The organism is Streptomyces sp. NBC_00435, from assembly GCF_036014235.1.
Taxonomy (GTDB): domain Bacteria; phylum Actinomycetota; class Actinomycetes; order Streptomycetales; family Streptomycetaceae; genus Streptomyces.
On record NZ_CP107924.1, the window covers coordinates 4,480,032 to 4,500,757 of the forward strand.

The window sequence follows — 20,726 nt, forward strand, 5'->3', positions numbered from 1 at the left end:
AGGGCGAAGGCCCGGACCACATCCGATCGGTGGTCTGACGCAGGCAGTGTCATCACGAGCAGTGACGCATACCCGCAGCTTCGTCCGCTGAGGAACACCGTCTCCGCCTCCAGTGCCTGGAGCTTTTCCTGGCGAACGTGCGGAGAGGCGGCAGCAGTGGTTCTGAGCCCCGAAGACTTCGGCTGCTGGGGTGTGTTTGGCGAGCCGGAGCACCCGCCCCCGAGCCTCGGTCGCTTCATTTCCGTTGGATCGGGATTGGTTGCTCTGGCATTGGAGCCGTACGGTTCCCCGTCATCTGTTCGCGGTGAGCTGGTGCCCGTCGGCCTGTGCGGGCCTCAACCCAAGACCCACAAAAGCCTCATGTATGCAGCTGACTTCGATCTTCGATCCGCGAAGGATGGTCTATATCGGACTGATTCTTACCAGGAGGTGCACTGCGTTGATCTCTGTGGAAGTCAATTTCAGAGCAGAGTGGGACGCCCTACGAGTACGTGGCTGTTCGGTCCTTGACGCGCGAGCTACTCACGACAACGGCATCGTCTGGCTGCGGATTTCTGGTTTGGCGGTAGAGACGATCAGTTGGATGGCGGTGACGGCTCACGCCCAGTATCGCGCCGCGCAGCAGTGGAAGAGGCCCTCGTGGATTCGATGCCTTGCGCGGCCTGTGAGGGCCCGCTTCCGTTGACGACGGAGTATCGGTTAAGTGTGGGGCTGGACCCTTCCAAGGCCCGGCCAGGGAGTCGTCCCATGCCGATTCGGCTTCATCGCGGATTCGCTGGGCATCGCAGCAATGTGGGCTTTGCCCTACAGACTTCCTTCGCGAGGCGGACGAACATGGGTCGTATGAGCCGCTGCTCTCGGTGCTACACCGTCACATGTGTGGTGATTCCGAAGTGCGGATTGCTCTCCGGGTCGCTACCACCCTGGAGGACTCCATGGTTCGCGCATGCCAGCCCTCGGACAAGGCCGCGTTGATCTACCGGCACTCGGGTAACCACAGGCGGAAGGAGGCGCTGGCGGGGCCGAACGGGATGGTTGCGCCGCGCAGCAGGAGGCTGCCGAGCAGCCACGCAGGGAGGCGGGTGGTGCGCAAGTGGTGCGCGGCACCTGGATAGGTCTGGACAACGACGAAGGCCCAGGTCGCTGACCTGGGCCTTCTTGGAAGAGCGGATGACGGGAATCGAACCCGCGCTATAAGCTTGGGAAGCTCATGTTCTACCATTAAACTACATCCGCATAGTGGTCCAGCTGCCTGGAGCCCTATCGTTCCTCACCCTACCCCATGATCGACCCCTGGTGAATTCGCCCCGGGGGTCGCGTTGCGTGTGGGGTGCACGGACGGTCGTGGGGGCGGGAGTTGGGGCGTAGCGTGTGGCTGCGCGGTGGCGGCTGGAGTGGCGGCTGGAGTGGGTCTTGTTCATCCCCTAATGTGGCGATTCGTCGCAGTACGGCTGCTTGGGGAAAGGGACTCGATGGAGCACACCGTCGTCCGTTGTGCCGAAGGGCACGTGTTCAGCACCGCTTCGTTCCCGCTGCAGCACCTCGGTGCCGGCCGGATCGGGCCGGGCCGGCTGCTGCGGTGTCCGCGGTGCGCGCGGCTGCGGCATGCCGTGCCCGTGGGAGCCGCGGCGAAGCGGTAGCGCGAAGCGGTAACGAGAAGCGGTAGGGAGTAGGTGCGACGCCGGAGGAGGCCGCGGTGCGGTTGGCATCGGCGGCGTTGGCGGCACGGCGTTACCGGCGCGCGGGCGGCCGCCTCGATTGGGGCGGTCCGCGCGCTCTGCGTATCCTCGGGAGGTGCTTCTCTCCGATAAAGACATCCGGGCCGAGATCGACTGCGGACGGGTTCGCATCGACCCCTTCGACGAGTCGATGGTGCAGCCCTCCAGCATCGATGTGCGTCTCGACCGGTTCTTCCGGGTCTTCGAGAATCACCGCTATGCCCACATCGACCCCGCCACCGAGCAGGCCGATCTGACCCGGATGGTCGAGCCGGACGGGGACGAGGCGTTCATCCTCCACCCCGGTGAGTTCGTGCTCGCCTCCACGTACGAGGTCATCTCGCTGCCCGACGACATCGCCTCCAGGCTGGAGGGGAAGTCCAGCCTGGGCCGCCTCGGTCTGGTGACGCATTCGACCGCCGGTTTCATCGATCCCGGGTTCTCCGGGCACGTGACCCTCGAGCTGTCGAACCTCGCCACGCTGCCGATCAAGCTCTGGCCGGGTATGAAGATCGGACAGCTGTGTCTGTTCCGGCTCAGCTCGCCCGCGGAGTTCCCCTACGGGAGCGAGCGGTACGGATCGCGGTACCAGGGCCAGCGCGGCCCGACGGCCTCGCGGTCCTTCCAGAACTTCCACCGGACCCAGGTGAGGCACGAGGCATGAGTGACGCAGTGCGCGAGAACCTCGACTACGAGGGATTCGGCCGGGCCGTGCGCGAGCTGGCGCAGACCATCGCGGACGACGGCTACGAGCCCGACATCATCCTGAGCATCGCCCGCGGCGGGGTGTTCGTCGCCGGCGGGCTGGCGTACGCCCTGGACTGCAAGAACATCCACCTCGTGAACGTGGAGTTCTACACCGGGGTGGGGACCACCCTGGAGATGCCGGTCATGCTGGCGCCCGTGCCCGAGGCGATCGACTTCACCAACAAGAAGGTGCTGATCGCCGACGACGTCGCCGACACGGGCAAGACGCTCAAGCTGGTGCACGACTTCTGCCTCGGGCACGTCGCCGAGGTGCGGTCGGCCGTCATCTACGAGAAGTCCCACTCGCTCGTGAAGTGCGAGTACGTGTGGAAGAAGACCGACGAGTGGATCAATTTCCCCTGGTCGGTCGAGCCGCCCGTGGTGAGGCGCGAAGGGCAGGTTCTCGACGCCTGACCGGGTGGATGCGCGTCGCACGTGCAGGGGCCCGTCGTACGCGACCGCGTGCGGCGGGCCCCTCTGTGTGCGTGCGGGGTGGGCGGCGGGGCCGCTAGATGGTGCCCAGCTTGATGATCGACAGCAGGGCCACCAGCTGGATCGCCGACGCGCCCAGGGCCTTCGGCCACGGCAGGTCGTGCGACTTGGCCACCAGTGAGGTGAAGAGTGCGCCGGCCACCACCCAGGTGGCCCAGCCCAGGATCTGGACGAGCATGTTGTCGCCGCCCAGGAACATCGCGAACAGCAGCCGCGGTACGTCCGTGAGGCTCATGACCAGCATCGACAGGCCCACCGTCGGCTGCCACGCGCCGTCGCCGCCCAGCTGGCGGGCCAGGGTGTGGGTGACGGCGCCGAGAATGAGCCCGCAGAGCACGAAGGCCACGCCCGCCGAGAGCACTATCGGGACGGCCTTGCTGAGGGTCGCGCTGATGACGTCCTGACGGGTGTCGTCGAGCCCGAAGACCGCGAGTAGACCGTAGAGGAACGTCACGATCAGCGCGGGACCCCAGACGGCGTAGTCGCGCATCTGCAGGAACGTCGGCCCCGGGCGCGTCACGATGCCGCGGAGCAGTTCCTTCCAGGGCAGCCGCGGACCCGTGGGGCCGGCGGCCTGGGCCGCGCCCGCCTGGTAGGTACCGCCCTGGGTGTACGCGTACGGGTCCTCGCCGATGGAGAAGGCCTGGGTGTAGCCCGGGGAGTCACCCGGGTGGCCGTTCCCGTGTCCGGGACCGCCGTATCCGTATCCCTGGCCCTGCCCGGCGTCGCCGCCGTGCGGGTCGAAGTATTCGGGCTCGCCTTGCCCCCCCTGGGAGGCCTGCTGCGGCCACTGCTGAGGGGCGTAGGGCTGCTGGCCGTACGGTGCGGGGGCCTGGGGCGCCTGCTGCTGACCGTACGGCTGCTGCCGCGGGGGTTGTTGCGGGGTGCGGTTGTTGTCCCGGCCGCGTCCGATCCTGAATCCAGCCACGTGATCGAAAGTACCCGCTCCGGAGCGGCCCCATGGCCGGGCGGCGGTAAGAAGCACCCTTTGCGGCTGAGCTGTGACATCCCCTAGGGGGTACCTGGAGAGCCTTCCCGGGGTGGTTTACGTGGCTGCGCGGCAGTCTGCTGATCCCTGTTACATCCCCTACGGAATACGGACATAGCGGGCCCGTAGCTTCGTAGACGTAGCCGCCACGCAGTGCGAACGAGCACGAACGAGCACGAGAAGAGTTCCTGTCATGCGCAGCCCCCGCCGCCGCACCACCCTCCGTACCGCCGCCGTCGTCGCCGGGGCGGCCGCCGTCCTGGCCCTCCCGGTCGGATCCGCCTTCGCGGACTCCCCGGCGGTGCCCGAGCCCGGTGTCCTGCCCGGTGTGGGGCAGCCGTCCGTGGATCCGAAGGGGCCGCAGGATCCGCAGGTGGACCCGCAGGTGGACCCGAGTGTCCCGCCGACCACGCCGCCGACCACGCCTCCCGTGACGCCGCCGGTCCGGGCCTACGTCACGACCGTGAAGCTGGCGGACGGGTCGGTCGCCAAGGTCTACCAGTTCGGCGACAGCCACTTCGAGGCCGACATCTTCTCCGGTGACGTCAAGCTGGACACCCTGGTCAGCACGGGTGGCAAGGCGGCTCGCGGCCAGAACAACGGCCTGCACGTGGTCCTCCAGCCGAACGGCACCGTCACGTCGTGGGTCGAGGGAGTGAAGCCGGAGCCGGAGCCGAAGCCGAAGCCGGTGGAGAAGGTGGAGAACTCCGTACAGGTCGCCATGCCCGACGGGCGCAACGCGCGGCTGATCGACGGCCCGAACGGCAAGCGCGTCGAGATCTCGATGCCGAACGGGAACCTCCTCGGGACGATCGACCTGAAGCACCCGAACGCGATGAACGACGGCTGGACGTACAAGCTCGTCCAGGACGGGAAGCGCGTGAAGTTCGTCGTCATCGACGGCCGGAGCGGCGGGAACAGCTGGGTGTACGACTTCGCCACCGGCAAGCTGATCGAGAGGTACGAGGTCGCGAAGGACGCGAAGGTCGCGGGGGACTCGAAGGTCGCCAAGGACGCCGCGGTGGTTGCGCCCGTCAAGAAGGCGGGGGAGCGGGTCGTGCCCAAGGGCGGGGTGAAGGCCGGTGCGGAGGGTGTGGCGCCGGTGTCGTCGGAGACGGACGGGCAGACGCCGATGCTGCTGGCCGCCGGCGGGGGCATGGCCGCCATGGGCGCCGCCGGGCTCGGCTTCGCGGTGCTGCGTCGTAGCCGGGGCGACCGGGCCTGATCCGCGTGCGCCGGGTGGGCGGGGCCGCTGCGCGGGGCCTTCCCCCCACCCCGCCCCTTCCCGGAACCGGGCTCTGCCCGGACCCCGAACAGCGGAACGGCCCGCCCCCGTGTGGGGGCGGGCCGTTCCGGCGTTCGTGCTGCGCGGGCTACTTCGCCCCGGCTTCGGTCTCCGGCTCGGCCGGCACTTCCGCCTTCGGCGTGGGCTCGGCGGCCGCGGGCTCGGCGTCCGCGGCGGGCTCCGCCGCAGCCGTCTCCGCGACCGGCTCCGTCTCCGTGGCAGGCTTCGCCTCCGTGGCAGGCTTCGCCTCCGGCTCCGCGACCGGCTTCGCCTCGGGCTCAGCCTCCGCAGCGGGCTTCTCCGCGACCGGCTCCGCCACCGCGACCGGCTCCGCCACAGCCACCGGCTCCGCGACGACCTCCGGCTCCGCGACGACCTCCGGCTCCGGCTCCTCCACCACCGGAGGCTCCGGGGTCTTCACCGACTCCAGCAGCAGCTGCGCCACGTCGACCACCGTGACGTGTTCCTGCGCCTGGCCTTCGTTCTTCTTGCCGTTCACCGAGTCGGTCAGCATCACCAGGCAGAACGGGCACGCGGTGGAGACGATGTCCGGGTTCAGGGACAGGGCCTCGTCGACGCGCTCGTTGTTGATGCGCTTGCCGATCCGCTCCTCCATCCACATCCGCGCGCCACCGGCGCCGCAGCAGAAGCCCCGCTCCTTGTGGCGGTGCATCTCCTGCTGCCGCAGGCCCGGAACGGCGGACATGATCTCGCGCGGCGGCGTGTAGACCTTGTTGTGCCGGCCCAGGTAGCACGGGTCGTGGTACGTGATGAGCCCGTCGACCGGCGTCACCGGCAGCAGCCGGCCCTCGTCGATCAGGTGCTGGAGCAGCTGCGTGTGGTGGATGACCTCGTACTCGCCGCCCAGCTGCGGGTACTCGTTCGCGATGGTGTTGAAGCAGTGCGGGCAGGTGGAGACGATCCGCTTCGCCGACTTCGGCTTGCGCGTCGACTCGTCCTCGTCGTCCTCGCCGAACGCCATGTTCAGCATCGCGACGTTCTCCTGGGCCAGCTGCTGGAACAGCGGCTCGTTGCCCAGGCGGCGCGGGGAGTCACCCGTGCACTTCTCGTCGCCACCCATGATCGCGAACTTGACGCCCGCGATGTTCAGCAGCTCCGCGAAGGCCTTCGTGGTCTTCTTCGCTCGGTCTTCGAGGGCGCCCGCGCAGCCGACCCAGTACAAGTAGTCGAACTCGGAGAGGTCCTCCGCGTCCTTGCCGATGATCGGGACCTCGAAGTCCACCTCCTTGGTCCACTCGACTCGCTGCTTCTTCGCGAGGCCCCAGGGGTTGCCCTTCTTCTCCAGGTTCTTGAGCATCGTGCCCGCCTCCGACGGGAACGCGCTCTCGATCATCACCTGGTAGCGCCGCATGTCGACGATGTGGTCGATGTGCTCGATGTCGACCGGGCACTGCTCGACGCACGCGCCGCAGCTCGTGCAGGACCACAGGACGTCGGGGTCGATGACCCCGTTCTCCTCGGCCGTGCCGATCAGCGGGCGCTCCGCCTCGGCCAGGGCCGCGGCCGGGACGTTGGCCAACTGCTCCGGCGTCGCCTTCTCGTTGCCCTCCATGTCCTTGCCGCCGCCCGCGAGCAGGTACGGGGCCTTGGCGTGCGCGTGGTCGCGCAGCGACATGATCAGGAGCTTGGGGGAGAGGGGCTTGCCCGTGTTCCAGGCCGGGCACTGCGACTGGCAGCGGCCGCACTCCGTGCACGTGGAGAAGTCGAGGATGCCCTTCCACGAGAACTGCTCGACCTGCGAGACGCCGAAGACGTCGTCCTCGCCCGGGTCCTCGAAGTCGATGACCTTGCCACCGCTGGTCATGGGCTGCAGGGCGCCGAGCGCCGTCGCGCCGTCGGCGTTCCGCTTGAACCAGATGTTCGGGAAGCCGAGGAAGCGGTGCCAGGCCACACCCATGTTGGTGTTGAGCGAGACCACGATCATCCAGATCAGCGAGGTGCCGATCTTGATCATGCCGGTGAAGTAGATGGCGTTCTGCAGCGCGCCGAGCGAGAGCCCCTTGAACGCGAGCACCAGCGGGTACGAGACGAAGTACGCCGGCTCGTAGGAGCCGACGTGGTGGATCGCGCCCTCGAGGCCGCGCAGCGCGAGGATCGCGAGGCCGATCGTCAGGATGATGTACTCGACGAAGTACGCCTGCCAGGCCTTCGAGCCGGTGAACCGCGACTTGCGGCCGGCCCGCGAGGGCAGCGACAGCAGGCGGATCGTGATCAGTACGAGGATGCCGAGGACGGTCATCAGGCCGATGAACTCGGTGTACATCTCGAACGGCAGGAACTCGCCGACGACCGGGAGCGTCCAGTCGGCCTGGAAGAGCTGCCCGTACGCCTGCACCAGCGTCGGCGGCAGCGTCAGGAAGCCGATCGCGACGAACCAGTGCGCGAAGCCGACGAGGCCCCAGCGGTTCATCCGGCTGTGGCCGAGGAACTCCCGGACCAGGGTGAGCGTTCGGGATTTCGGGTCGTCCGTACGGCTGCCTGCCGGTACGGGCTGTCCGAGCTTCACGAAGCGGTAGATCTGCGCCACGGCTCGGGCGAGCAGCGCGACGCCGACCACGGTCAGGACCAGCGACACGATGATCGCGGCGAGTTGCATGGAAAGGCTCCTCGGGCGGCACTTACTAAGCGGTAACTTATCCAGTCAAGGCTTGAGGTTACCCAGTCCCGACGCCGCAATGTAGCCGAGCGGGCGGTGATCTGCGTCGCTCGCCCCTGCCCCCGCCCGACCCGCCCGGTAGGGCCGGCCCTCAGGGCCGGCCGTGCAGCCAGGCCGCCCGCGGGGTCTGCGCGAGGATCGCCAGATCCATCCCCAGCCAGTGGTTCTCCACATAGTGCCGGTCGAGCAGGTCCATCTCCTCCCACGGCAGGTCCGAACGTGCGCTCACCTGCCACAGTCCGGTCATCCCGGGCCGTACGAGGAGCCGCTCGGGCCGGTCGGTGCGGGGCTCCGGGCGCGGCCCGACCAGCGACATCTCGCCGCGGACCACATTGAGCAGCTGTGGCAGTCCGGCCAGCGCGGTCCGCTCCAGCGCGGCCCCGGCCCGGCCCTTGCCGACCCGGAACCGCCACGCCCGGTAGGGCCGGCCGCCCAGGCCCACCGCCGGTTCGCTCACCAGGACCCGGGGGCCCTGGGTCGCGTACAGCAGCCCGGAGGCCAGTAGCAGTGGCGGGCCGAGCAGGGTCAGCAGGGCCACCGCCCCGAGGAGGTCGAGCACCCGCTTGGCCGATGGCCTGGCCGGCTTCAGCCCTGGCCGGGCGGGGAGGCGTAGCAGCAGAGGCATGCCAGCACGGTGCCGTACGCCTCCGGCGGTCCCGGGTTGCCGCGCGGCCGGGGTGCCCCGTTCGGCTGCGGCACCGTTGCCGGGCCACGCCCCGGACCCCGCGCCTCGGACGCCGACGGGGTCGGATCCGGGCTTGCGCGTAAGGGGAGCCTAAAGGTTGAGTCCCCTCGACTCACCTCTGTTGACGCCGGGGCGGCGTTGATGCATTCTTGAGTCTGTTCCACTCAAGTCAGCTGGAGGAATCAAAATGGCACGTGCGGTCGGCATCGACCTGGGCACCACTAACTCCGTCGTCAGCGTTCTGGAAGGCGGCGAGCCCACCGTCATCACCAACGCCGAGGGCGCCAGGACCACGCCGTCCGTCGTCGCCTTCGCCAAGAACGGCGAGGTCCTCGTCGGCGAGGTGGCCAAGCGCCAGGCGGTCACGAACGTGGACCGGACCATCCGTTCCGTCAAGCGCCACATGGGCACTGACTGGAAGATCAACCTGGATGGCAAGGACTTCAACCCGCAGCAGATGAGCGCCTTCATCCTGCAGAAGCTGAAGCGCGACGCCGAGGCGTACCTGGGCGAGAAGGTCACGGACGCGGTCATCACCGTCCCGGCCTACTTCAACGACTCCGAGCGCCAGGCGACCAAGGAGGCCGGCGAGATCGCGGGCCTGAACGTCCTGCGTATTGTCAACGAGCCGACGGCCGCCGCCCTGGCCTACGGCCTCGACAAGGACGACCAGACCATTCTCGTCTTCGACCTCGGTGGCGGCACCTTCGACGTCTCGCTCCTGGAGATCGGCGACGGCGTCGTCGAGGTGAAGGCCACCAACGGTGACAACCACCTCGGTGGCGACGACTGGGACCAGCGCGTCGTCGACTACCTGGTGAAGCAGTTCCAGAACGGCCACGGCGTCGACCTGTCCAAGGACAAGATGGCGCTCCAGCGTCTGCGCGAGGCCGCCGAGAAGGCGAAGATCGAGCTGTCCTCCTCCACGGAGACCTCGATCAACCTGCCCTACATCACGGCCTCCGCCGAGGGCCCGCTGCACCTGGACGAGAAGCTCACGCGCTCGCAGTTCCAGCAGCTCACCGCGGACCTGCTCGACCGCTGCAAGACCCCGTTCCACAACGTCATCAAGGACGCGGGCATCAACCTGTCCGAGATCGACCACGTGGTCCTGGTCGGCGGCTCCACCCGCATGCCAGCCGTCGCCGAGCTCGTCAAGGAGCTCACCGGCGGTCAGGACGCCAACAAGGGCGTCAACCCGGACGAGGTCGTCGCCATCGGCGCGACCCTCCAGGCGGGCGTTCTCAAGGGTGAGGTCAAGGACGTCCTGCTCCTCGACGTGACCCCGCTGTCCCTGGGTATCGAAACCAAGGGCGGCATCATGACCAAGCTCATCGAGCGCAACACCACGATCCCGACCAAGCGGTCCGAGATCTTCACGACGGCCGAGGACAACCAGCCGTCCGTGCAGATCCAGGTCTACCAGGGCGAGCGCGAGATCGCGGCGTACAACAAGAAGCTCGGTATGTTCGAGCTGACCGGCCTGCCGCCGGCCCCGCGTGGCGTCCCGCAGATCGAGGTCTCCTTCGACATCGACGCGAACGGCATCATGCACGTCACGGCCAAGGACCTCGGCACGGGCAAGGAGCAGAAGATGACCGTCACCGGCGGTTCTTCGCTCGGCAAGGACGAGGTCAACCGCATGCGCGAGGAGGCCGAGCAGTACGCGGAGGAGGACCAGCAGCGCCGCGAGGCCGCCGAGTCCCGCAACCAGGGCGAGCAGCTCGTCTACCAGACGGAGAAGTTCGTCAAGGACAACGAGGACAAGGTCCCGGCCGAGGTCAAGACCGAGGTCGAGGCCGCGGTCACCGAGCTGAAGGACAAGCTCAAGGGCGAGGACACCGCCGAGATCCGCACCGCGACCGAGAAGCTCGCCGCGGTCAGCCAGAAGCTCGGCCAGGCGATCTACGCCGACGCCCAGGCCGCTCAGGGCGCCGCCGGCGCCGAGGGTGCCCAGCAGGCCGGAGCTGGAGACGCCGCGGACGACGTCGTAGACGCCGAGATCGTCGACGACGAGAAGCCGAAGGGCGGCGCTGCCTGATGTCGGAGGAGACCCCGGGCTTCGACGAGAAGCCCGAAGTCCCCGCCGACGCCGCGCCTGACGACGCCGCCGAGCCGAAGGCCGCAGCTTCCTCCAAGGAGGAGGCCGCGGCCCCGGCCGGGGACTCCGCAGCAGCACAGTCCGCCCAGTCCGCCCCGGACAGTGGTGCAGCTCTCCTGGCCCAGCTGGACCAGGCCCGTACCGCGCTCGGCGAGCGCACCGGGGACCTCCAGCGGCTCCAGGCCGAGTACCAGAACTACCGCCGCCGGGTGGAGCGGGACCGGATCGCCGTCAAGGAGATCGCGGTCGCGTCCCTCCTGACGGAACTCCTCCCGACCCTGGACGACATCGGCCGGGCGAGGGAACATGGCGAGCTGGTCGGCGGCTTCAAGTCGGTGGCCGAATCGCTGGAGACCGCCGCGGCCAAGATGGGCCTGCAGCAGTTCGGCAAGGAGGGCGAGCCCTTCGACCCGACGATCCACGAGGCCCTGATGCACTCGTACGCGCCGGACGTCACCGAGGACACCTGCGTGGCGATCCTGCAGCCGGGGTACCGGATCGGCGAGCGTACGATCCGTCCCGCGCGGGTCGCGGTGGCCGAGCCCCAGCCGGGCGCGACCCCGAAGTCCGAGGCGGCGGAGACCGACTCCCCGTCGGACCTGTCGGCCAAGGACGCGGATGCCCCCGACAAGGGCTGACGCTGAACACGTAGCACCAGCAGGACGAGAAGGACGAGAAGCACGAGAGGAGGGACACCGGGGATGAGCACGAAGGACTTCGTCGAGAAGGACTACTACAAGGTCCTCGGTGTCCCGAAGGACGCCACCGAGGCCGAGATCAAGAAGGCGTACCGGAAGCTCGCCCGCGAGTTCCACCCGGACGCCAACAAGGGCGACGCCTCGGCCGAGGAGCGCTTCAAGGAGATCTCCGAGGCGAACGACATCCTTGGCGACTCCAAGAAGCGCAAGGAGTACGACGAGGCCCGCGCCCTGTTCGGCAACGGGGGCTTCAGGCCCGGTCCGGGCGGGGGCGGCGGCTCGTTCAACTTCGACCTCGGCGACCTCTTCGGCGGTCAGCAGACCGGTGGCACGGGCGGTGCGGGCGGCGGCTTCGGCGGCGGTCTGGGCGACGTCTTCGGCGGCCTGTTCAACCGCGGCGGCACCGGCCCGGGCGCGGGCACCCGTACCCAGCCGCGCCGCGGCCAGGACATCGAGTCGGAGGTCACCCTCTCCTTCACGGAGGCGGTGGACGGGGCCACGGTCCCGCTCCGGATGTCCTCGCAGGCGCCCTGCAAGGCCTGCTCGGGCACCGGCGACAAGAACGGCACGCCCCGCGTGTGCCCGACCTGCGTCGGCACCGGCCAGGTCTCGCGCGGCAGCGGCGGCGGTTTCTCGCTGACCGACCCCTGCGCGGACTGCAAGGGCCGCGGCCTGATCGCCGAGACCCCTTGCGACATCTGCAAGGGCAGCGGGCGCGCCCGCAGCTCCCGGACCATGCAGGTCCGGATCCCGGCGGGGGTCTCCGACTCCCAGCGGATCCGGCTGCGCGGCAAGGGTGCTCCGGGTGAGCGCGGCGGCCCGGCCGGTGACCTGTACGTGGTCGTGCACGTGGGCGCGCACCCGGTCTTCGGCCGCAAGGACGACAACCTCACGGTGACCGTTCCGGTGACGTTCGCGGAGGCGGCGCTGGGAGCCGACATCAAGGTCCCGACCTTGAACGGCCCCTCGGTGACGCTGAAGCTGCCGCCGGGCACTCCGGGCGGCCGCACGATGAGGGCTCGCGGCAAGGGGGCGCTCCGCAAGGACGGTACCCGCGGCGACCTGCTGGTGACGGTGGAGGTCGCAGTCCCGACCGAGCTGAACGACAAGGCCCGCGAGGCCCTGGAGCTGTACCGCGAGGCGACGGAGTCCGAGGACCCGCGCTCCGCGCTGTTCGAGTCCGCGAAGGGAGCATGACATGGACGGCCGCCGTAGGAGCCACTACCAACTCACGGACGAGACCCCGGTCTACGTGATCTCGGTGGCCGCCCAGCTCTCGGGCCTGCATCCGCAGACCCTGCGTCAGTACGACCGCCTCGGCCTGGTCTCCCCGGGCCGTACGGCCGGACGCGGCCGGCGCTACTCGGCCCGCGACATCGAACTGCTCCGCACGGTGCAGGCGCTGTCCCAGGACGAGGGCATCAACCTGGCCGGCATCAAGCGGATCATCGAGCTGGAGAACCAGGTCGCCGCGCTCCAGCAGCGCGTGGCCGAGCTCTCGACGGCGGTCGACGGTGCCGCCGCCGTCCTCCAGCAGCGCGAGGCCCAGGTGCACGCCTCGTACCGGCGCGACCTGGTCCCGTACCAGCCGCCGCAGCCGGGCAGTGCCCTGGTCGTCTGGCGCCCCGCGCCCAAGCGGCCGATGGACTGAACGCGGCCCGTACGACGGGACGTGACGCGAAGGGCCCCACCCGGTGGTGAACCGGGTGGGGCCCTTCGCGTTCTGCCGCGGACCGGCCGCCGGGCCGCTCGGTACGCCCTCAGAGCCGCGCTCGCACCGGGGACGGCCCCGACGGGACCGGACGGTGTCCGGCGGTCCCCAGGGCGCCGCCAGGAGCCTGCCCGGAGCCGTGTGCGGCGTCCGGGCCCGGTACCTCCGCCCGGCGCCCGGCGCCCGTGCTCAGCCCTCCGAGTCCTCCAGGATCCCCGACTGCGCGATGAGGAAGCCCAGTTGTGCCCGGCTGCCGCTGCCCAGGGCGGAGGCGAGCTTGGCGATGTGCGCGCGGCAGGTCCGTACGTTCATTCCGAGCCGGCGCGCGATGGCCTCGTCCACGTGCCCCTCGATGAGGAGCTGGGCGATGGAGCGCTGCACGCCGGAGATGCCCGCCGGCGTGTGCTCGTAGGTCACCTCGTCGCCCAACGGCACGGCGCGGCGCCACAGTTGCTCGAACACCTTGATGAGGTACGCCACGACTCCGGGGTGGCGCAGCTCCAGCGCGACACGCCGGTCGTCGCGGGCTGGGATGAAAGCCACGGTACGGTCGAAGATGATGAGGCGCTCGATCAGTTCTTCGAGGGTGCGGATCTCAACCTTCCCCGTGGATATACGGTCTGCGTAGGCGAGCATGCTCTGACTGTGCCGCGCGGTGTGCTGGTACAGCGTGCGGATGCTGACCCCGCGGTCGATCACGTTGGTGCCGCGCTCCAGTGACTGGGACAGGACGAAGGGGGACCGGCCCCCGCCGGGCTGGATCGTCAGCACCTCGGTGTGGCACTCGGCGGTGGCCAGGTCGAGCGCCGCGTTGATCTGCTCCAGGCCTTCGAGCGCGGTGATGGCGTGGGTGTTCGAAGGACTCCGGGCGCTGATGGCCAGGAACGGCTCGAATGCATCGGTGAGATCCACGGCGCTGCGGCGGCGGTCCTGGATCTCCTGCTCGAGCGGGTGGAGACGCTGTGCGAGTGCGACGGAGGGTGGAACCGCGCGGAGCTGGTTCGCGTCATCGGGGTCGGGCCGCAACAGACCGAATTCGAGCAGGCAGGGGACGTTCCCGACCTCGCTGCGGGCCACGCGGCCGGTGCTCAGCGCCGCCGCGTACAGCCGTGTCCCCTCGGCGCACATGCTGGTGACCGGGTGGGGATGTGTCGGGTTTATGTCGTTGTTGGGCAAATCTCCACCCCCCAGGGTCCTGAACATGTAAGAACATGATGCATCGTCCCTGTGGCACTGACGTGCCTGAATGAGCCATCGTCTGACACGCGGGGGAGAGGATTCCATCAAGTGAGGACGAAGCCGACCATGTATAAGAGAATGCTTCGCTCGGCGCTTGCCGTTGTTTTCTCCGTCGTTGCGGTCATTGGGGCAATCAGCGCCGCCACAGGGGATACGGGGAGCGCTCAAGCCGCGTCGGGGTCGAGTCCGGCCGCGGCGCCGTCGGGCAAGACGGATATCGGGTGGGACACCATCCCCGCGCGGGCCTCCTGATGACCCCCGACGACCACGGCTTCCGCCGTGAAATGGCATCGGCATACCGCTCGGGCTGGCAGTTCATCGATCTCACCAGCGCCATTCCTTACGCCGGTGACTCACTGAAGGTCACCCTGTTCGGCCAGCCGATCATCGTGGTGCGGGAAGAGGACGAGGACGTCCGCGCCTACCGCTGTCTGCGCCGACCCCGGGGCGCACCGCAGCCCGTCCGCTGCGAGATCCGGTACGGCATGGTCTTCGTCAACCTGGACCAGCGTGACCACCAACTTTTCGAGCCCGAATCCGCCGCCACCCCCCGCAGTGCCTGAAGCGATTCCCCTGTCGTCGAAGATCGCTCAGGCGCTACCCCCACACAGCGACGCCATCGTGGACCTGACCACGATGGCGTCGCTGTGATGTTCATGTCCAGTGGTTGAACCGGACAAGGTTGAACCGGATATCGCTGCCTCGCCCGGGGTCTACCGGCCGCGCCCGGGGCCGTACCGGCCTACGCCCGCCCCATGGCCCGGTCCAGGGCGATCTCGATGACGACCCGGTCCGGGTTCGGCGAGGGCGTCCGCCCGTACCGCTCCGCGTAGCGCCGTACCGCCTCCGCGACCGCGGCCTCGTCCGTACGGACCACCGCGCGGCCCTCCAGGGTCGCCCAGCGGCGCCCCTCCATCTGGCACACCGCCACCCGGGCCCCTCCCCGCGGGCCGGCCTGCGCCTCCAGGACGTTGCGGACCTTCTTGCTGTGCCTGTTGCTGATCACCCGCGCCAGCCCGGCCTCCGGGTCGTACGTCACGCCCACCGGCACCAGGTGCGGGGTGCCGTCCGGGCGTGGTGTGGTCAGCGTGCAGACGTGCCGCTCCCGCCAGAAGGCGAGGTACTCGGACGTCGGGTTGAGTACGTCATGAGCCGTGCTGGCGGTCCCGGCTGTACTGGAAGGCGACATGCGCGAAGGGTACGTCCGTCCACCTTGAGTGGAATAGACTCAACTTTATGCAGGTTGTTCGTGTAAAGCGCATGAGTCGTGCGAGTCGTACGGAAGGGAGAAGCCGGCCGTGGATGCAGAGCTGACCAACAGGAGCCAGGACGCGTTGAACGCGGCCACCAGCAGGGCCGTCAAGGACGGTCACGCGGACCTGACGCCCGCGCACCTGCTGCTGGCACTGCTCGCCGGCGAGGACAACGAGAACGTCACCGACCTGCTGGCCGCCACCGGCGCCGACCAGGCCGTCGTGCGCGCGGGCGCGGAGCGGCTGCTCGCCGCCCTGCCCAGCGTCACGGGCTCCACGGTCGCGCCCCCGCAGGCCACCCGCGAGCTGCTCGCCGTACTGGCGGAGGCCGACGGGCGGGCCGGGAAGCTCGGCGACGAGTACCTCTCCACCGAACACCTGCTCATCGCGCTCGCCGCCAGGGGCGGCGCGGCCGGCGAGCTCCTTTCCGCACAGGGCGCGACGGCGGACAAGCTGCTCGCCGCCTTCGAGAACGCAAGAGGAGGGCGGCGGGTGACCTCCCCCGACCCCGAGGGCCAGTACAAGGCCCTGGAGAAGTTCGGCACCGACTTCACGGCGGCCGCCCGCGAGGGCAAGCTCGACCCCGTCATCGGCCGCGACCAGGAGATCCGGCGGGTGGTCCAGGTCCTCTCGCGCCGGACGAAGAACAACCCGGTGCTCATCGGTGAGCCCGGCGTCGGCAAGACCGCCGTCGTCGAGGGCCTGGCCCAGCGCATCGTCAAGGGTGACGTCCCCGAGTCCCTGAAGAACAAGCGGCTGGTCTCCCTCGACCTCGGCGCGATGGTGGCCGGGGCCAAGTACCGCGGCGAGTTCGAGGAGCGGCTCAAGACCGTCCTCGCGGAGATCAAGTCCAGCGACGGCCAGATCATCACCTTCATCGACGAGCTGCACACGGTCGTCGGCGCGGGCGCCGGCGGGGACTCGGCCATGGACGCGGGCAACATGCTCAAGCCCATGCTGGCCCGCGGCGAGCTGCGGATGGTCGGCGCCACCACCCTCGACGAGTACCGCGAGCGGATCGAGAAGGACCCGGCGCTGGAGCGGCGCTTCCAGCAGGTGCTGGTGGCGGAGCCGTCCGTCGAGGACACCATCGCCATCCTGCGCGGGCTCAAGGGCCGCTACGAGGCCCACCACAAGGTCGTCATCAACGACAGCGCGCTGGTGGCCGCGGCGACCCTCTCCGACCGCTACATCACCTCCCGCTTCCTCCCGGACAAGGCCATCGACCTGGTCGACGAGTCCATGTCCCGGCTCCGGATGGAGATCGACTCCTCCCCGCTGGAGATCGACGAGCTCCAGCGCTCGGTCGACCGGCTGCGGATGGAGGAGCTGGCCCTGAACAACGAGTCCGACCCCGCCTCCCGCGAGCGCCTGGAGAAGATCCGCAAGGACCTCGCGGACAAGGAGGAGGACCTGCGGGGCCTGACCGCCCGCTGGGAGAAGGAGAAGCAGTCCCTCAACCGGGTCGGCGAGCTCAAGGAGCGCCTGGACGACCTGCGCGGCCAGGCCGAGCGCGCCCAGCGCGACGGGGACTTCGACACCGCGTCCCAGCTGCTCTACGGGGAGATCCCGGCCCTGGAGCGCGAGCTCGAGGAGGCCACCGAGGCCGAGGCCGAGGTCTCCAGGGACACCATGGTCAAGGACGAGGTGGGCCCGGACGACATCGCGGACGTGGTGGGCGCCTGGACGGGCATCCCGGCGGGCCGCCTGCTGGAGGGTGAGACCCAGAAGCTGCTGCGTATGGAGGACGAGCTGGGCCGGCGGCTGATCGGCCAGGGCGAGGCCGTGCGCGCCGTCTCGGACGCCGTACGCCGCACCCGTGCGGGCATCGCGGACCCGGACCGGCCCACCGGGTCGTTCCTCTTCCTCGGCCCGACGGGCGTGGGCAAGACGGAGCTGGCCAAGGCCCTGGCCGACTTCCTCTTCGACGACGAGCGGGCCATGATCCGCATCGACATGTCGGAGTACGGCGAGAAGCACAGCGTGGCCCGCTTGGTCGGCGCGCCGCCCGGGTACGTGGGCTACGAGGAGGGCGGCCAGCTCACCGAGGCCGTCCGCCGGCGCCCGTACTCCGTGGTGCTGCTGGACGAGGTGGAGAAGGCCCACCCCGAGGTCTTCGACGTCCTGCTCCAGGTCCTCGACGACGGCCGCCTCACCGACGGCCAGGGCCGCACCGTGGACTTCCGCAACACCATCCTGGTGCTGACCTCGAACCTGGGCTCGCAGTTCCTCGTCGACCCCTCGATGTCCGACGAGGACAAGAAGGCCAGGGTCCTGGACGTGGTCCGGGCCTCCTTCAAGCCGGAGTTCCTCAACCGGCTGGACGACCTGGTGGTCTTCTCCGCCCTCACCCGGGGCGAGCTGGCCCACATCGCCGAGCTCCAGATCGGCCGCCTCGCCAAGCGGCTGGCCGAGCGCCGTCTGACCCTGGACGTCACGCCCGAGGCCCTGGCCTGGCTGGCCGACAAGGGCAACGACCCGGCGTACGGCGCCCGCCCGCTGCGCCGACTGATCCAGACGGCGATCGGCGACCGCCTGGCCAAGGAGATCCTCTCCGGCGAGGTCAAGGACGGCGACACCGTCCGCGTCGACCTGGCGGGCGAGGACCTCCTGGTCGGCAAGGCGCTCTGAGGCGGGCCGAAGGCCGTGGTGCGGGGTCCCGAGGAGCTTTCCCCGGGGCCCTCACACCCCGGAGGCGACGAACCGGACGCGGACGTCGTCCACCTGCTGCTCGATGCTGATCTCCACCTGCCGGGCGCGGCCGCGCACGGGGTCGGGGTGGGCGACGCCCAGGCACCGGTTCCCGCCCTCCGGGTCGTAGCCGGGCCCCGGCTTCGGACACACCCCGGGACGTTCGTCCAGCTCGTGCTCCAGGGCCCCGGGGAAGGCGGCGCTCAGCCACGCTCCCACCCCGTCCCGGTCCATGCGGAAGGACCCGGTCATGGTGGTGTCCGGCCGGTCGGCCCGCTCGCACTTCCCGTGGCGGGCCCCCGCGGGCAGGCTCGCCCGGGCGAATTCCATCGCTTCGGCGCAGGAGACCTCCGCACCGTTCCCCGGGTCTTCCCCCGGGGTGCCCCGATCGCCCGGGGCGGTCACCAGCCAGATCGCGGCGCCGCCGATCACCAGCGAGGTGGCCACCGCCCACACCGCCGGTACGCGCAAACTCCCTTGAAGTGCCATCCATCCCCCTTATGGCGGGCCTACTCCTGTCCGCCCGGAGCGGATCGTAGCTGCGGGGGTGGACACGGGGTGGGCGCGATGGGGGAGGATGGCCGCATCCGCACGAAGGGAAGTCACACGGTGAGCATCGACCCGGCCTCGATTCCGAACTTCGGAGGGCAGCAGCCCGATCCGCAGGCCACAGGACCGGCGGGCCCCGTCGTCCCCGACCAGGACCTGGTCAAGCAGCTCCTGGAGCAGATGGAGCTCAAGTACGTCGTCGACGACGAGGGTGACCTCGCGGCGCCGTGGGAGGACTTCCGCACGTACTTCATGTTCCGCGGCGAGGACGAGCAGCAGGTCTTTTCCGTGCGGACCTTCTACGACCGACCGCACAAGATCGACGAGAAGCCGCAGCTCCTCGAGGCGATCGACGACTGGAACCGCCGCACCCTGTGGCCGAAGGTCTACAGCCACACGCACGACGACGGCTCCGTCCGCCTGATCGGCGAGGCGCAGATGCTGATCGGCACCGGCGTGAACCTGGAGCACTTCGTGTCCTCCACGGTCAGCTGGGTCCGGGCGTCGATCGAGTTCGACAAGTGGCTCGTCGAGCAGTTCGGACTGGAGCAGGCCGTCGACTCGGCGGACTCCGCCGCCAAGGGCGATGACGAGGACGGCGAGGACGGCGCCGCCGAGACCAACTAGGTCCCGGCCCGTCCCCTCACGGCGCCACCCCGGACACGAGCAGCAGGTACGGCCCGTATCCGTACGAGAGCCCGGCCAGCACCCCGGTCACCACGACCGCGGTGCGCGGCCGGGCTCTCGCCATGACGGCCACCGCCGGCAGCAGCAGGGGGAACGCGGGCAGCAGGAAACGCGGCTTCGATTCGAAGAAGCCCGCGCCGCCGTAGGTCATCACCAGCAGCACGCCGGTGTACACGAGCAGCGGCAGCGGGACCGTCCGGTCCGCCGCCAGCAGCCCGGCGAGCACGAGCGCGGCCGTCAGCAGCACCACCGTCACGGTGCTGGCGAGCTCCACGTGGCCGCCCAGGACGTGCCCTACGAAGCCCAGCAGCCCGGCGCCGAAGTCGAAGCGCGAGCCCCAGCCGCTCTGGACGGCGAAGTAGCCGCCCAGCGGATCCCCCCGGCGCACGCCGACGAGCAGGACGTACGAGGCCCAGCCCGCGGGTGCGGCGAGCCCGGCGGCCCACACCCGCGCGGGTGCGCGGCCCCGGCGCCGCAGGATCTCGTACGCGGCGGCCACCGTCACGGCGGCGGCGACCGCGATCCCGGTGGGCCGGGTCAGCCCCGCCAGCACGGCCAGGCCCGCGGCCCAGCCCCACCGGCCGCGGAGCAGGGCGTACAGGGCCCAGGCGGCGAACGCGGCCAGCAGGGGCTCGGTGTAGGCGAGGTTGAGCATCAGGGCGTGCGGCAGCGCGGCCCACAGCGCGACGAGCAGCACCCCGGAGCGGGATCCGAGCAGGTGCGCCCCGACCCGGTACACGCCCACGGCGGCCGCGCCGGCGGCGATCCACGCGACGAGGAGCGCGGCGGCGGTCAGGGGGCCGGGCAGCACGGCGGAGGCGCAGCGGATCAGGACGGGGTAGAGCGGGAAGAAGGCGGAGTCGCTCTGCACGGAGCTGATCCCGGGCCACATCTGGGTCCGCCCGTAGCCGTGCCCGGCGATCCACAGGTACCAGACGGAGTCCCAGGACTCGCCGAGCACCCGCAGGGGGCTGCGCCCGGTCCACCAGGCCGCCGCGGCGACCACCAGCACCCCGCCCCCGCGCACGGCCGCGTACACCGCGAGGGCGACGAGGGCCGCCGGGATCCGGTCCGTGCGGCGCGTCCGGGCCGTGCGGCCCGTCCGGTCCGTGGGCCGCGCGGTGCGCAGGCCGGTCGGCACGCCGTCCGACACCGTCTCCGTCGCCATGTCCTGACTTTCCCCGTCCCGCGTGAGTACGCTCATC

General features: G+C 69.9%; 17 protein-coding genes and 1 tRNA gene. 10 read left to right on the top strand and 8 right to left on the bottom strand.

Annotation, left to right across the window (positions count from 1 at the left end; all coding sequences use genetic code 11):
• Nucleotides 1-1,165: 1,165 nt before the first annotated feature.
• Nucleotides 1,166-1,236, bottom strand: a tRNA-Gly gene (locus OG389_RS20605).
• Between the two features lie 558 nt (nt 1,237-1,794).
• On the opposite strand from OG389_RS20605, the gene dcd reads away from it, so the two are divergent.
• Together dcd and OG389_RS20615 are read left to right on the top strand one after the other, a co-directional pair.
• Nucleotides 1,795-2,382, top strand: a complete 588-nt coding sequence (dcd, locus tag OG389_RS20610) for a dCTP deaminase (RefSeq protein ID WP_112446214.1) — start codon at nt 1,795-1,797, stop codon at nt 2,380-2,382.
• Complete coding sequence (locus OG389_RS20615; protein ID WP_328299937.1) at nt 2,379-2,879, top strand: phosphoribosyltransferase; 501 nt, start codon at nt 2,379-2,381, stop codon at nt 2,877-2,879. The genes dcd and OG389_RS20615 overlap by 4 nt, the downstream gene beginning before the upstream one ends.
• 94 nt (nt 2,880-2,973) lie before the next feature.
• Here OG389_RS20615 and OG389_RS20620 read toward each other — a convergent pair whose 3' ends face one another.
• Complete coding sequence (locus tag OG389_RS20620; RefSeq protein ID WP_328299938.1) at nt 2,974-3,885, bottom strand: Yip1 family protein; 912 nt, start codon at nt 3,883-3,885, stop codon at nt 2,974-2,976.
• A 253-nt stretch (nt 3,886-4,138) separates the two neighbouring features.
• Here OG389_RS20620 and OG389_RS20625 point away from each other — a divergent pair, with 253 nt between their 5' ends.
• Nucleotides 4,139-5,170: a hypothetical protein gene (locus tag OG389_RS20625; RefSeq protein ID WP_328299939.1), complete on the top strand. Its 1,032-nt coding sequence runs from the start codon at nt 4,139-4,141 to the stop codon at nt 5,168-5,170.
• Between the two features lie 148 nt (nt 5,171-5,318).
• On the opposite strand, the gene OG389_RS20630 is transcribed toward OG389_RS20625, so the two are convergent.
• Both OG389_RS20630 and OG389_RS20635 read right to left on the bottom strand, forming a co-directional pair.
• Nucleotides 5,319-7,847, bottom strand: a complete 2,529-nt coding sequence (locus OG389_RS20630; RefSeq protein ID WP_328299940.1) for a (Fe-S)-binding protein — start codon at nt 7,845-7,847, stop codon at nt 5,319-5,321.
• Nucleotides 7,848-7,998: 151 nt separating this feature from the next.
• Nucleotides 7,999-8,532 (bottom strand): sugar transferase, encoded by a 534-nt coding sequence (locus OG389_RS20635; protein WP_328299941.1) that lies wholly within the window; start codon nt 8,530-8,532, stop codon nt 7,999-8,001.
• A gap of 247 nt (nt 8,533-8,779) precedes the next feature.
• On the opposite strand from OG389_RS20635, the gene dnaK reads away from it, so the two are divergent.
• The 4 genes from dnaK to OG389_RS20655 all read left to right on the top strand — a co-directional run bounded on the left by dnaK (nt 8,780) and on the right by OG389_RS20655 (nt 13,042).
• On the top strand, nt 8,780-10,633 hold the full coding sequence (dnaK, locus tag OG389_RS20640) for a molecular chaperone DnaK (protein WP_328299942.1): 1,854 nt from the start codon (nt 8,780-8,782) through the stop codon (nt 10,631-10,633).
• Nucleotides 10,633-11,331, top strand: coding sequence for a nucleotide exchange factor GrpE (gene grpE, locus OG389_RS20645; protein ID WP_328299943.1), 699 nt, complete (start codon nt 10,633-10,635; stop codon nt 11,329-11,331). Before dnaK ends, grpE begins: the two co-directional genes overlap by 1 nt.
• Before the next feature lie 63 nt (nt 11,332-11,394).
• Nucleotides 11,395-12,588: a molecular chaperone DnaJ gene (gene dnaJ, locus OG389_RS20650; RefSeq protein ID WP_328299944.1), complete on the top strand. Its 1,194-nt coding sequence runs from the start codon at nt 11,395-11,397 to the stop codon at nt 12,586-12,588.
• A gap of 1 nt (nt 12,589) precedes the next feature.
• Entirely contained in the window at nt 12,590-13,042 is a 453-nt protein-coding gene (locus OG389_RS20655) for a heat shock protein transcriptional repressor HspR (protein ID WP_328299945.1), read from the top strand.
• Nucleotides 13,043-13,291: 249 nt separating this feature from the next.
• Here OG389_RS20655 and OG389_RS20660 read toward each other — a convergent pair whose 3' ends face one another.
• Complete coding sequence (locus tag OG389_RS20660) at nt 13,292-14,305, bottom strand: helix-turn-helix transcriptional regulator (protein WP_328299946.1); 1,014 nt, start codon at nt 14,303-14,305, stop codon at nt 13,292-13,294.
• Nucleotides 14,306-14,592: 287 nt separating this feature from the next.
• Between OG389_RS20660 and OG389_RS20665 the strand changes: the two genes are divergently transcribed.
• Nucleotides 14,593-14,904 (top strand): (2Fe-2S)-binding protein, encoded by a 312-nt coding sequence (locus OG389_RS20665; protein WP_266906367.1) that lies wholly within the window; start codon nt 14,593-14,595, stop codon nt 14,902-14,904.
• Between the two features lie 179 nt (nt 14,905-15,083).
• Here OG389_RS20665 and OG389_RS20670 read toward each other — a convergent pair whose 3' ends face one another.
• A complete protein-coding gene (locus OG389_RS20670) occupies nt 15,084-15,530 on the bottom strand; it encodes a pyridoxamine 5'-phosphate oxidase family protein (RefSeq protein WP_328299947.1) in 447 nt (148 codons plus the stop codon).
• A gap of 109 nt (nt 15,531-15,639) precedes the next feature.
• Here OG389_RS20670 and clpB point away from each other — a divergent pair, with 109 nt between their 5' ends.
• Nucleotides 15,640-18,225, top strand: a complete 2,586-nt coding sequence (clpB, locus tag OG389_RS20675; RefSeq protein WP_328299948.1) for an ATP-dependent chaperone ClpB — start codon at nt 15,640-15,642, stop codon at nt 18,223-18,225.
• A gap of 51 nt (nt 18,226-18,276) precedes the next feature.
• On the opposite strand, the gene OG389_RS20680 is transcribed toward clpB, so the two are convergent.
• Nucleotides 18,277-18,774, bottom strand: coding sequence for a hypothetical protein (locus OG389_RS20680; RefSeq protein WP_328299949.1), 498 nt, complete (start codon nt 18,772-18,774; stop codon nt 18,277-18,279).
• A 120-nt stretch (nt 18,775-18,894) separates the two neighbouring features.
• Here OG389_RS20680 and OG389_RS20685 point away from each other — a divergent pair, with 120 nt between their 5' ends.
• A complete protein-coding gene (locus OG389_RS20685) occupies nt 18,895-19,461 on the top strand; it encodes a YbjN domain-containing protein (RefSeq protein ID WP_328299950.1) in 567 nt (188 codons plus the stop codon).
• A gap of 16 nt (nt 19,462-19,477) precedes the next feature.
• Here OG389_RS20685 and OG389_RS20690 read toward each other — a convergent pair whose 3' ends face one another.
• Nucleotides 19,478-20,725: a hypothetical protein gene (locus OG389_RS20690; RefSeq protein ID WP_328299951.1), complete on the bottom strand. Its 1,248-nt coding sequence runs from the start codon at nt 20,723-20,725 to the stop codon at nt 19,478-19,480.
• Between the last annotated feature and the right edge of the window lies 1 nt (nt 20,726).

What these genes read in the sequence shown, in the direction of transcription:
- OG389_RS20625 (WP_328299939.1), top strand. Translation starts at nt 4,139, where the DNA reads ATGCGCAGCCCCCGCCGCCGCACCACCCTCCGTACCGCCGCCGTCGTC.
- OG389_RS20630 (WP_328299940.1), bottom strand. Translation starts at nt 7,847, where the DNA reads ATGCAACTCGCCGCGATCATCGTGTCGCTGGTCCTGACCGTGGTCGGC.
- OG389_RS20615 (WP_328299937.1), top strand. Translation starts at nt 2,379, where the DNA reads ATGAGTGACGCAGTGCGCGAGAACCTCGACTACGAGGGATTCGGCCGG.
- OG389_RS20690 (WP_328299951.1), bottom strand. Translation starts at nt 20,725, where the DNA reads ATGAGCGTACTCACGCGGGACGGGGAAAGTCAGGACATGGCGACGGAG.
- OG389_RS20670 (WP_328299947.1), bottom strand. Translation starts at nt 15,530, where the DNA reads ATGTCGCCTTCCAGTACAGCCGGGACCGCCAGCACGGCTCATGACGTA.
- grpE (WP_328299943.1), top strand. Translation starts at nt 10,633, where the DNA reads ATGTCGGAGGAGACCCCGGGCTTCGACGAGAAGCCCGAAGTCCCCGCC.
- OG389_RS20680 (WP_328299949.1), bottom strand. Translation starts at nt 18,774, where the DNA reads ATGGCACTTCAAGGGAGTTTGCGCGTACCGGCGGTGTGGGCGGTGGCC.
- OG389_RS20635 (WP_328299941.1), bottom strand. Translation starts at nt 8,532, where the DNA reads ATGCCTCTGCTGCTACGCCTCCCCGCCCGGCCAGGGCTGAAGCCGGCC.
- dnaJ (WP_328299944.1), top strand. Translation starts at nt 11,395, where the DNA reads ATGAGCACGAAGGACTTCGTCGAGAAGGACTACTACAAGGTCCTCGGT.
- dnaK (WP_328299942.1), top strand. Translation starts at nt 8,780, where the DNA reads ATGGCACGTGCGGTCGGCATCGACCTGGGCACCACTAACTCCGTCGTC.
- OG389_RS20655 (WP_328299945.1), top strand. Translation starts at nt 12,590, where the DNA reads ATGGACGGCCGCCGTAGGAGCCACTACCAACTCACGGACGAGACCCCG.
- OG389_RS20665 (WP_266906367.1), top strand. Translation starts at nt 14,593, where the DNA reads ATGACCCCCGACGACCACGGCTTCCGCCGTGAAATGGCATCGGCATAC.
- OG389_RS20660 (WP_328299946.1), bottom strand. Translation starts at nt 14,305, where the DNA reads ATGTTCAGGACCCTGGGGGGTGGAGATTTGCCCAACAACGACATAAAC.